The following is a 10,949-nucleotide window of genomic DNA, read 5'->3' as shown; positions in this document are numbered from 1 at the left end:
CGGAGAAATACCTGATTCAGGTATTCACGGATTTCCCAAATTTGGATGTGCGGCATCATCCCGAAGTAGTAGATGGCTACATGCCCTGGAGCACGCGTATGCAGGAATTATGTAAATAGGTCAGTGATCGCCCATTCGAGAATAACTCGGGTGGGCTTCTTTGTTAGGTACATGGTTTTATTGAGCGCTTACGTTATATCTTAGCTGGTCTTAGATATATCTTAGTTATGTCTTAGTTATGTCTTAGTTATGTCTTAGTGGTGTATGGTTGTGTTATGTATAGTTTTTTGTCTTTCTTCATATTGTGGACGAATTAATTTAGGCTGGGTCAATTATTGTTGGTTCTTTTCCCTCGAATTGTGGTCCAATAATGAGATGTATTATTTGTGGTCCAATTAGAAACAATAAGAAGGAAGAGAGTTCTTGTTGTCTATGGTTATAGTGGTTGTTCTTGTTGTCTATGGTTATAGTGGTTGTTCTTGTTGTCTATGGTTATTATCATCATCAGGATAATAAGAAGAAGGAGAATCATAATAACAAGAATAAGAATAATAACAAGAATAAGAACAATAATAACAATAAGAAGAATAAGAACAATAATACAGGTATAGTACTAGTTAGGTAGTCGTATATACATCAATGGTACAATTATGACTAGCATTGATTAGCTACTACGTACTATATCAATGAATATTTATATTATGCATTGATAAGTCATACGCCTTCTAACTTTAATATATATAGTTTTCCCGTCCCTTCTTCGAATTGTGGACGAATTAGAAGATGGTTTATTTGTGGACGAATTGATTTTTCAACGCTTTTCTAGACTGCCTAATCTTGCATAATTAATACATGATTTTGTATATTTATTATTACTCATTGTTCTATGGTTCTGCTGGTGCAGGAGAAGACATAAGAAATAACGACAAGAAATTGAATCATTCATTGTCTTCTTGTGATTGTCTTTACTGGTCTTACATGGTTATGATTGTCTGTTGCTACAGTGGGGACTGATTTAATTTTTATATATATCAAATAGTTATGTTTTAATATATGTCTACGAATGAAGACAAACAAGACACTCCTGCTATTAGTCTTACTGCTGCTTGTAGTGGTTCTTGTCATGGTCCTGTTGGTCCTGCTGGTGATGCGGATGCAGGAGAAGACACAAAGGAAGACATACAGAAAGACACTACTGCTCTAGCTGGTCCATGGTTGTTGTCTTTCATCATGGTGCTGTTTCGTACCTATGAATCAGGACCTATTAAAAATCGAGCTATTTTGCCGTTTTTAGACACGATAACTCATTCTAGGTATTAAAGGGTCATGTAAGGAATGTAATGTTGTCTTTTTGTGTCTGTGTATATTTCAATATGTTATGAAAAAATATAGATGATGATGCAGTTCCTTCCTATGCAGGAGAAGACACAAAGGAACGACAACAACAAGAAGAAGAACAACAAGACTGTACTGCTTGTGATGCTGGTTCTTCTATGCAGATGCAGGAGAAGACATAACTACAACTAGACATCAGAATACACAAGAAGAATCATCCATACTCTTCTACTGCTTCTGCTGGTGATGCGGTCAACCATTCCAGTGCAAAAGACACAAGGAGAATCATCACAATAAAAAAAAGCCCATACATAGTAACTGACTTATGTCGTTATCATGTATAGGCTTGAAGTGTCTTACTGTTGTTTTTGTTTATATTGTTTAGCTAGCTTATAGAAGGTGCTTCTTTTCATCCCTAGTAACTCAATAGCTTTTACTGCTGTTATCTGATTGTCTTGCCATTGATTATAGACTTCAGTCCAGTTGCTAGGATATTCTGCTTTATGTCTTCCTAGGTGTTGACCTCGTGCCTTAGCTTGTGCAATGCCTTCTGCTTGTCGTTGTCTGATATTCCGTCGTTCCTGCTCTGCTATCATGCCATAGACTTCTATTAGTATGTTTGTGATAGTATCAAGAATCAAATCACTGCCTGTATCAATCATGGTAGTTGGTAAGTCAAGACAACGAATACGAACGCCTTTGTTCTTGAAGTATGCAAGTTCTTCCTTTATTGCTTCTTTGTTGCGTCCTAGTCTATCAAGGCTCTTTACTATGATTGTGTCTCCTGCCGTGCTAAGTTGTCGTAATGCTTGATAATTTGGTCTGTTGAAGTCTTTTCCGCTTGCCTTGTCTATGATGATGTTCTTTTCATCGTCAACATACTTTCTTAGTTCTGCTGTTTGTCGGTCCGTGTTCTGCTCTGCTGTTGATACTCGTACATAGGCGAATGTTCTGCTGTTCATGGTGTTGTCTCCTTTTCATGTCATAGTGTCTGTAACAAGTCTTTGTTTATCGTTGTGTTCACTATAGCATGCTATGTCTATAAATATCAATACAATTGTAGACATATCTATAAATTAGGAGTTAGTAATTTATAGATGCAATTAAAGGCTTTTTTCAATAGTCTATAGAAGTATACTCATGTAGACATATAGGAAGACAACAAGGACGACAACAACAAGAAGAACAACAAGACATCAGAACAAGGAAGAAGGACAACAACTATCATCATTCATGGTGTCGTGCTGCTGGTGCTTGTCATGCTGCTTGTGCTTGTGTTCCTGCTAGTGATGCGGATGCAGGAGAAGACACAAAGGAAGACACAAGAAGGACAACAAAAAGGACAAGGATGCAAGCGTCATTACATCATGGTTCTATTACTTCTGATTGTCTCCATGGTATAATAATATTCAAATGCAGAAAAGTATTTGTGTCTCTACAAAAAAGCCCCTGCTGGTGTCGTCGGTGCCTATGGGGTAAATTCGTGTTCTCATCATGTTATATATGTGCTCACGGATATTTCACACAAAATAGAGTTCCTTTTTCGTATGCAGACTATATACACGTGTACAAATAGAGTCCCTTTTGCTGGTGTCATACTATTTATATCCATGCTCTTTTATGTCATGCAGGTAAAGTGAAAGCATCGCTCTATTTTCCATTCTAAGCAGGTTTTATTTGTCTTCATGATATAATTATCGCAAGACACAATAAAAACTCCTTACAGTGGCAAATAGAAAGAAATACGGATTCCATCGTTGTGTTATTCAAACGAATGTACGACTTGTAACTTCGTAATGAGAGGGTCGTAGGTTCAAATCCTATTAGTGGCTCCAAAGTCTAAGAACTTCACTACTTAGTAGTGGAGTTCTTTTTTTGTGTCTGTACGGCTGGTGCAACAAGCCCTAGTCCTCTTCGTTCAGGCCCAGCTTATTGCGCCAGTAGTTCGAATACACGGCGCCCATGGGATTATGGGCCAGGACGCGGTCCTTAGCGATCAGATTGGTCACCGGTCCCTTACAGGACGCATTGAAAATGGCATCATGGCCGACGCAGAGCCCGGCAGAGACGAAGAGCTCACAGCCCTGTTCATTCAGGAAATGGGCTTGGTGTTTCGGGTTGCACATGCTTTCGATGGGGTTTTCCGGCGTGACCCGGGACAGGCCCAGCTCGTCCTTGGCAATACCGCAGTTTTTGCAGCAAATAGAATAGACGTCGAAAAATTTCGAGAAATAGCTGGCAATGAGCTCCATTTCGTGGCTAATGCCGACGCAAAAGGCCAGGCCGATTTTTTTGTAGCCCATGCGCTGGGCAAAGGCCGCCGTTTCCTGAATGCGCGTATACTGCATATAATACGTCGCTTCGACATAGGCAGCGGCTTCCATCATTTTCCGTTCCTCTGGCGAATACTGGCTCAGGACGGCTTCCTTGTCGACAGGCGTACAGCTCACACCTTTCGTCGCACATATATGGCCACAGTTGCAATTCGCACAATCTCCTAGCATAATGAGGCACCTCCTCCGGCAGGTTTTAGCATAGTATATAGCGTTATGTTTATTCCATCGTACCACAAATACGGTGCCCGTGCATCCTTTTTCTTCTCATTTAGAAAAAAGAAGCCTGGTCCGCGTCATCACACGCAGTCCAGACTTCGCTAGTACATCGATTACCACGCCGGCGGCAGTAGTCCTACCAGGCTGCACAAGGCATAGATGCCGGCACCGCTAAAGAGGGCCACGACCAGGAGCTGCACAGGCAGGCTGGCAATACGGCCACACTGCCAGCAGGGCTGCCGGTTGCCCCGGCGCCGGGCCTGGCGCAGCATGAACACGGGCAGGACGGACATGATAATACCGCCAAAGGTACCGGCACTGAACAAGGCGTTGACAAAGCCTACGAGATTGCCTGACGCCAGGAAAACAGGCGGTATGACGATGACGGCCAGGCACAGGGCACGGTCCTTTACAGCCCCTTCCGAGGCCAGATGCAGGCGGTCTACCATATTGGTCAAAAAGCTTTCCGAAATGGCCCAAAAGGACGTGAGCATCGCGCAAAAGGCAAAGGCGTTGACCAGGAAAAAGAAAATATCTGGCTGCAGGGCCCGTCCCCACGAGAGAGACGCTACTTCCGTAATCTCTGCTACAGGCAGCATAAGGAAAACAGACAAAGGCACGCTGGCCAGGATGAGAAAGGAAATGCCCATGCCGGTCAGGAGGGACGGCACCAGTTTTTGTGGCGCATGGGTAAAGCCGCGGGCCAGCTCCGGCACAATATATTGAACGGCATAACAAAAAACGGCAATATTAAAAACCGGGACGGCATAGGCCCAGTGGGTATATAAAATATCTGCCAGAGGCACGCGGGCCGATACGACAGAGGCCCCGGCCAGGAGCAGCAGCATGATGATCATGCCCAGGCTGAGAAATTTTTCGGCAACACCGGTCACCTTCAGGCCGCCCCAGACAACAACGGTCGCAGCGGCAGCGAAGAGAATGCCGGCCAGCTCCGGCGTAAGGCCCGTACACTCGCTGAGAATCCGGCCACAGCCGGCCGTATAGGCAATGAGACTGCAAAAGGACGTGGCGCCAACGGAGAAAAAAATCAGCCAGGAACCGATTCTCCCCACGTACTTTTCAGCCAGGCCGGAAAGCTGCAACGGCTCTTGTGTCCGCAAGGCTGTTTCCGCGACGTACAGCATGGAAATGCCGGAAAAAATCCCGGCTACGACGAGCCAGACGAATAGGACAGGCCAGCCGGCTAAACGGCTCGCGTAGGCCAGTCCTAAGACACCGGAGCCAATGGTCGAACCGACGACCAGCATGGCTGCCTCCATAAAGGTAAGACGATGCACCTTCAAGGCACTTTGGGTGGCGGCAGTGCCCGCCGCTCTTGTATCCAACTCACGTACATATTCCATCGGCGTATTTCCTCCCGTGGGAACTATTGGTTGGATGTCAGCATGTCGCGTCCATTATACACAGACATACTGACCCTGACAAGAGGGTTATTCGTGATAATTTTCACGTGTATATAATCTAATCATATAAGGGCGCCGAAAAATTTTTTTCCTCATTAAGGTGCCCATTGTGCCTTTTTCCCTGCAGGCAGCTTCCCTCCCCTTTGACAAAATATTCCTGCAGGCTGTATAAGAAACGGAAAATTTCAATCACTTGTTGCTAAAACAGAACAAGTGTGATATGATACGGCCGAGGCAAAAGATAGCATCACGTTACGTGAGTTATACTTTTCGGTTTTATATTTTGAATGGATGGATTGTCAGCTGCTTGGATCTTTTTAGACCGAGACAGAAAGGATACTCATCAAAGACCGCGCTCTTTTTGCGCCCTTTTACGCCAAAAAAGGAGCAAGAGTTGCGCGTATTGACGTCTGCATGTCCCATGCACCTTTCAGTCTGCGCTGAAGGGTGCTTTTTTTATACTCTTTTGCCCCAAAAAACATCAAAAGGAGTGTATGAACCTTGAAGATTTTTCGCACAGTCAAAGAAATGCAGGAATTTGCCCTGCGCCTGAAGCAGGAAGGCCGCCGGATCGGCCTGGTACCCACGATGGGAGCCTTACATGAAGGCCATTTGACGCTGATGCGGGCGGCAAAAGAAGCCACGGATTTCGTCATCGCATCGGTCTTCGTCAACCCGACCCAGTTCGGCCCCAATGAAGATTTTGACGCCTATCCGCGCCGTTTTGAAGAAGACTGCCGGAAGCTCGAAAGCGTCGGTGTCGATGCCGTCTTTCATCCGGAACCGGACGAAATGTATCCCCAAGGCTTTTGTACGTATGTCAACGTCGAAGGCGATATCACACACAAGCTCTGTGGTGCCCAGCGGCCTATCCACTTCCGCGGTGTCGCCACAGTCGTAACGAAGCTCTTTAACATTACCCAGGCAGACGAAGCCTTTTTCGGCCAAAAGGATGCCCAGCAGGTCGTCGTTGTCTGCCGCTTTGTCCAGGATCTGAACTTGCCGGTTCATATCAACATGGTCCCCATCGTGCGGGAAGAAAGCGGCCTGGCCCGCAGCTCGCGCAACGTCTATCTGTCGCCGGAAGAAAAGACGGCAGCCCTCGTCTTGTCGCGCAGCCTGCGCCTGGCAAAGGACGCCTATGAAAAGGGCGAACGCAACGCAGCCGTCCTGAAGGCGCTGGTCACGAAAGAAATCGAAGGAGAACCGCTAGCCTCTATCGACTACGTAGATCTCTTCTCTTTCCCGGCCCTTGAAGCAATCGAAACGGTCGATGAAAAGAGCCTCCTCGCCCTGGCCGTACGCATTGGCAAGACGCGACTTATCGACAACATCATCTTAGGCTGACAAAAGAAGCACGGCCGCGCCGGGATGACCCGGCACGACCGTGCCCTGATACTACGTGAGAGGAGGTATGGGTGTTAACCTAAGAGGTGTTTTACCAGTTCCGGTACAGCGGCGTAATCGCTTTCTTCCGGATTCCACTGGGACCGGATATTGTCGTCGATGACGTCAAAGCCGGATTCTTTCAATTTAGCCTGGAGAATCTTGACAGATTCACCGCTCCAGCCATAGCAGCCGAAGGCAGCGGCTCTCTTATTCTTAAACTTCAGCTGTTTCAGGAATTCCAGCCAGCCGGCAACACTGGAAAGGATGCTGCAGCCGACGGTCGGCGAACCGACGGCAATGGCCTTGGATTTAAATACTTCCGTCATGACTTCATTCTTATCGGACTTGGCAATATTGAAGACCTTAACTACTGTATCCGGGCTCTGGGCGTGGATTTCCGAAGCGATCTTGTGGGCAATGGCTTCTGTGCCGTTCCACATGGTATCGTAGGCAATGGTAACCTGGTTTTCCTGGTAGGCATCAGCCCACTGGGCGTATTTTTCGACGATCTGCAAGGGATCGGTGCGCCAAATAGCACCGTGGGACGGAGCGATCATTTCGATAGGCAGGTTGAGTTTGCCGATTTCTTCGAGTTTCTTTGTCAAAATGGGGGCAAAGGGGTTGAGGATGTTGGCGAAGTATTTCATAGCTTCGCGGTTCAGGAGACACTGGTCGGCTTTGTCGTTGAACAGTTCTTCTACGGCATAGTGCTGGCCGAAGGCATCCATAGAGAAGAGGATGTTGTCGCCGGTCATGTACGTTGCCATGGAATCAGGCCAATGGAGCATGCGCATTTCTACGAAAATGAGCTTTTTGCCATTGCCGATGTCGAGGCTGTCGCCGGTTTTGACAACGTGGAAATTCCAGCCCCGTTTACCGTACTGGCCTTCAATGCTGCGGACAGCGTTGGCCGTGCAATAAATAGGCGTATCAGGAATTTCTTCCATGAGCGTCGTCAAGGCGCCGGAATGGTCGCATTCGCCGTGGTTGGCAATGATGTAGTCGATCTTGTGCAGATCGATTTCCTTTTTCAGGTTTTCGATAAAGTCGAAACGATGGGGAACCCAGATCGTATCGACGAGGACCGTCTTTTCTTCTTCAATCAGATAGGCGTTCTGGCTGGAGCCGTTGTAAATCGAATAATCATCGCCGTGGAAGCTTTCCAGTTCCCAATCGACATAGCCAATCCAGCTGACATTACCTTTTACATGTTTTCTCATAACACTTGCCTCCTTGAAATTCAAATAGTTATACTTATTATTTAGTATACACTATCTCACGCGTTTTATCTAGAATACGTTGTTACTGCACTTTTACGTCGGGATTTTTTTCGCCGAATTTTTCCTTCAGGACAGCGCCGATTTCAGAGCGGCTCTTGCCCTGTTTTTCCAGGTTCTTCACGGTCTTATAAGCCTGGAACAGGGTGGACGGACCGATTTCGGAACTGAAGAAGCCGATCCCCTGGTTCCACGCCAAGAGTTCAAAGACGTCGTCCAGGGCAGCTGACGGCAAGCCGTGGATATAGGCTTTGACCAATTCCCGCGTAGCCTGACGCATGCGGCCGGCACCGACGGCATTGGTCAGGGACAAGAGGAGACGGAATTCATAGGGCAAAAAGCGTTTCGAATCATTCCAGGTGAGATCCCAGAAGGAGACGGACAGCTTGCCCAGTTCATCATCGATGAGGGGCATGTTGGTCAGTGCGGCCGGGCGCATGGGAATGTCACCGGGATCACTGCTAGCCGTCGTCTTATAGAAGTAGGCATGAAATTCAGCATCACCGGTCTGTTCCGTATGATATTCAAAGCCTAATTCCTGCATAACTTCGTACAAGGGAATAGGGTCAAAGTTTTGGACCACTTCCAGGCCGGCGCCGACGGGCAGCTTGGCTGCCTGCTGTTTCAGTCCGGGAAAGAAGTTTCCCTGAATGCCCCGTACGTCTACTTTTTTAAAATCCTTAATTTTGTCCTGCCAATCGATAAAGCTCATATATATCGCTCCCTTCACCGTTTCCGGTTGGTATTTTATCTAGCTCATTAGGACTGCTTCGTCCTTATGGCTGTAGTATACGTCAGGGAGAAAAATAAATATGTTGTTATTACAACGATATTGAGAATTTCTTACAAAAAGGCCTGCATAGTGCTCCATGCAGGCCTTTTTCTATATGCTACGCTCAATAGAATTGTTCGAGTGTTTCCTTTTTACCCAAGATGAGGATCGTGTGATCTTCCGTAAAGACCGTCTGCGGCGTGATTTCAGCCGTAAGCTCTTCGCCTTTCTTGAGGGCCAGGATATTGATGTGGTAGTTTTTGCGGATATTCAGATCGCCAACGGTCTTGCCGATCCAGGCCTGGGGAATGGCCACTTCACAAACGGCGTAATCCTTGCTGATGATGAAGTATTCAAAGAGGGAATCTGAGCCGTAGCGCAGGGCTGTGAGAAAAGCCGTCTGCTTTTCCGGGTAGACCGTGACGTCGGCACCGCAGCGGCGCAGGAGGTTTTCGTGAATCCCCCGGGAGGCACGGGATACGACGAGCTTAGCGCCCAAGTCCTTGAGGAGAGCCGTCGTTTCCATAGAGCTCTGGAAATCGTCTCCGATGGTCACCAGGCAAATATCAAAATTGGGAATCCCCAGGGATTCGAGGAAGCTTTTGTCCGTACTGTCCGCAACGAGGCCGTTCGTCGCATAGGGCAGCATTTTCTGTACCCGTTCTTCTGACGTGTCGACGACGAGGATTTCATGACCCATGTCATGGAGAATCATGCAAATATGGCTGCCAAAACGGCCTAAGCCGATGATTAAAATAGATTTCACGTGGTTGTCCTTCTTTCTTAACCGATAACGACGTCTTCCTTGACGTAGTGGCTGCGCGTACCGTCGAATTTGGAGTGGACGGCAAAGACAAAGGTCAGGGCGCCGACACGGCCAAAGAACATGAGGAAGATGAGAATATACTTAGAGAGCGTGCTCAGCTGGTCTGTAATGCCGATAGAAAGGCCTACTGTCGCAATAGCCGAAACCGTTTCAAAACACGAATCGAGGATGGAAATATCATCCAAGGCGGAAATGAAGATGGTGCTGAAGATGATCAAGAGGAGATACATCATGAAGAGCACCGTTGCCTTGTGCAGTGTATCCTCGGAAATACGCCGGCCAAAGCAGGAAATATCGGAGCTGCGCCGCATCATGGCCCACACCGAGGCCAAGAGGGCAAAGGCCGTCGTCGTCTTAATGCCGCCGGCCGTCGAGCCCGGCGCACCACCGACGAGCATGAGCAGGATCAGGATAGCCCGGTTGGATTCGGAAAAGGTCATGAGATCGACGCTGTTAAAGCCGGCTGTACGCGTCGTCACGGCCTGGAACAGGGCCGGGAAGAGGTACAGCGTATCGTGGTTCTGGCCAAATTCCGTAGCGTAAAAGATGAGCGTCGGCACGATGATGAGCACAGCCGTCATGATCAGGATGATCTTGGACTGCAGGCGGTACGCCCGGATGTGGAAGCCGTGGGTCCGCACATCGGCCCAGGTCATAAAGCCCAGGCCGCCGATGATGATGAGCAGCATGATGACCGTGTTGACGACAGGGTTGAATTCATACGTCGTAAGGGAGCCGCCGCCAGCTGGTCCCATAATATCAAAGCCGGCATTACAAAAGGCCGAAATGGCGTGGAACATAGCATACCACCAGCCTGTGACCCAGCCGTACTGCGGTGCAAAGACCGTATACAAAAGCAGTGTGCCTACGAGTTCGATGATGGCGACATACTTCAGGATGAAGAGCACCAGCTGGACGATGCCCTTGAGCTGTGGCGCCGCCAGTGCTTCCTGCATGGTATTGCGCTGCATGAGGCCGATCTTGCGGCCTGAAAAGACAGTCAGGGAAATGGCCGCCGTGACGACGCCCAGGCCGCCGACCTGAATGGCAAAAAGAATGACCGCCTGGCCGAAGAAGGTCCAGTAGGTCCCCGTATCCTGTACGGAAAGGCCCGTTACGCAGACGGCGGAAACGATCGTAAAGAGGGCATCCGTAAAGGTCGCACCGGCGCCATCGACAGTGGCTGCAGGCAGCATAAGCAGGGCCGTCCCGGCCAGGATAAAGAGCGCAAAGCTGTACACGATGATCTGCGCCGGCGACAGGGACCGCCCGTATTTCAGTACATCCATATATTTCCTCCTGCCCCAAAGAAAGGGACATTGAAACTTTCCGGCACCGTCGTGCGGCGCCATATATCATCCACATAGAATAGGC

The 10,949-nt window shown here is 48.1% G+C and carries 9 protein-coding genes; 2 read left to right on the top strand and 7 right to left on the bottom strand.

What is annotated here, in order from left to right; all coding sequences use genetic code 11:
• Positions 1-1,053 precede the first annotated feature (1,053 nt).
• The gene (locus H8J70_RS06420; protein ID WP_186503033.1) at positions 1,054-1,320 is read left to right on the top strand and encodes a hypothetical protein; all 267 of its coding nucleotides are present in this window, start codon (positions 1,054-1,056) and stop codon (positions 1,318-1,320) included.
• 371 nt (positions 1,321-1,691) lie between these two features.
• On the opposite strand, the gene H8J70_RS06415 is transcribed toward H8J70_RS06420, so the two are convergent.
• From H8J70_RS06415 to H8J70_RS06405, 3 genes are all read right to left on the bottom strand, one after another.
• Positions 1,692-2,297 carry a recombinase family protein gene (locus tag H8J70_RS06415; protein WP_186503032.1) on the bottom strand — a complete coding sequence of 202 codons (606 nt, stop codon included), beginning with the start codon at positions 2,295-2,297 and terminating at the stop codon, positions 1,692-1,694.
• Positions 2,298-3,239: 942 nt separating this feature from the next.
• Positions 3,240-3,839 carry a DUF1847 domain-containing protein gene (locus tag H8J70_RS06410; RefSeq protein ID WP_186503031.1) on the bottom strand — a complete coding sequence of 200 codons (600 nt, stop codon included), beginning with the start codon at positions 3,837-3,839 and terminating at the stop codon, positions 3,240-3,242.
• Between the two features lie 161 nt (positions 3,840-4,000).
• Positions 4,001-5,251, bottom strand: coding sequence for an aromatic amino acid transport family protein (locus tag H8J70_RS06405; RefSeq protein ID WP_186503030.1), 1,251 nt, complete (start codon positions 5,249-5,251; stop codon positions 4,001-4,003).
• A gap of 561 nt (positions 5,252-5,812) precedes the next feature.
• Between H8J70_RS06405 and panC the strand changes: the two genes are divergently transcribed.
• Positions 5,813-6,658 carry a pantoate--beta-alanine ligase gene (gene panC / locus H8J70_RS06400; RefSeq protein ID WP_186503029.1) on the top strand — a complete coding sequence of 282 codons (846 nt, stop codon included), beginning with the start codon at positions 5,813-5,815 and terminating at the stop codon, positions 6,656-6,658.
• A gap of 74 nt (positions 6,659-6,732) precedes the next feature.
• Here panC and H8J70_RS06395 read toward each other — a convergent pair whose 3' ends face one another.
• The 4 genes from H8J70_RS06395 to H8J70_RS06380 form a co-directional block, all read right to left on the bottom strand.
• Positions 6,733-7,920 carry an oxygen-binding di-iron domain-containing protein gene (locus tag H8J70_RS06395; protein ID WP_186503028.1) on the bottom strand — a complete coding sequence of 396 codons (1,188 nt, stop codon included), beginning with the start codon at positions 7,918-7,920 and terminating at the stop codon, positions 6,733-6,735.
• A gap of 82 nt (positions 7,921-8,002) precedes the next feature.
• Positions 8,003-8,689 carry a DUF2249 domain-containing protein gene (locus tag H8J70_RS06390; RefSeq protein WP_186503027.1) on the bottom strand — a complete coding sequence of 229 codons (687 nt, stop codon included), beginning with the start codon at positions 8,687-8,689 and terminating at the stop codon, positions 8,003-8,005.
• Between the two features lie 184 nt (positions 8,690-8,873).
• A complete protein-coding gene (locus H8J70_RS12760; protein WP_288201028.1) occupies positions 8,874-9,584 on the bottom strand; it encodes a potassium channel family protein in 711 nt (236 codons plus the stop codon).
• Positions 9,533-10,864, bottom strand: a complete 1,332-nt coding sequence (locus H8J70_RS06380) for a TrkH family potassium uptake protein (protein WP_186503025.1) — start codon at positions 10,862-10,864, stop codon at positions 9,533-9,535. Before H8J70_RS06380 ends, H8J70_RS12760 begins: the two co-directional genes overlap by 52 nt.
• Between the last annotated feature and the right edge of the window lie 85 nt (positions 10,865-10,949).

This window comes from Megasphaera hominis, from assembly GCF_014269395.1.
Taxonomy (GTDB): domain Bacteria; phylum Bacillota; class Negativicutes; order Veillonellales; family Megasphaeraceae; genus Megasphaera; species Megasphaera hominis.
This window is presented reverse-complemented; position numbering and strand designations above follow the sequence as displayed.

Bases quoted from the DNA above. Each gene is read 5' to 3' on its own strand.
- H8J70_RS06415 (WP_186503032.1), bottom strand. From the start codon at position 2,297: ATGAACAGCAGAACATTCGCCTATGTACGAGTATCAACAGCAGAGCAG.
- H8J70_RS06390 (WP_186503027.1), bottom strand. From the start codon at position 8,689: ATGAGCTTTATCGATTGGCAGGACAAAATTAAGGATTTTAAAAAAGTA.
- H8J70_RS06410 (WP_186503031.1), bottom strand. From the start codon at position 3,839: ATGCTAGGAGATTGTGCGAATTGCAACTGTGGCCATATATGTGCGACG.
- H8J70_RS06420 (WP_186503033.1), top strand. From the start codon at position 1,054: ATGTCTACGAATGAAGACAAACAAGACACTCCTGCTATTAGTCTTACT.
- H8J70_RS06380 (WP_186503025.1), bottom strand. From the start codon at position 10,864: ATGGATGTACTGAAATACGGGCGGTCCCTGTCGCCGGCGCAGATCATC.
- H8J70_RS06405 (WP_186503030.1), bottom strand. From the start codon at position 5,251: ATGGAATATGTACGTGAGTTGGATACAAGAGCGGCGGGCACTGCCGCC.
- H8J70_RS06395 (WP_186503028.1), bottom strand. From the start codon at position 7,920: ATGAGAAAACATGTAAAAGGTAATGTCAGCTGGATTGGCTATGTCGAT.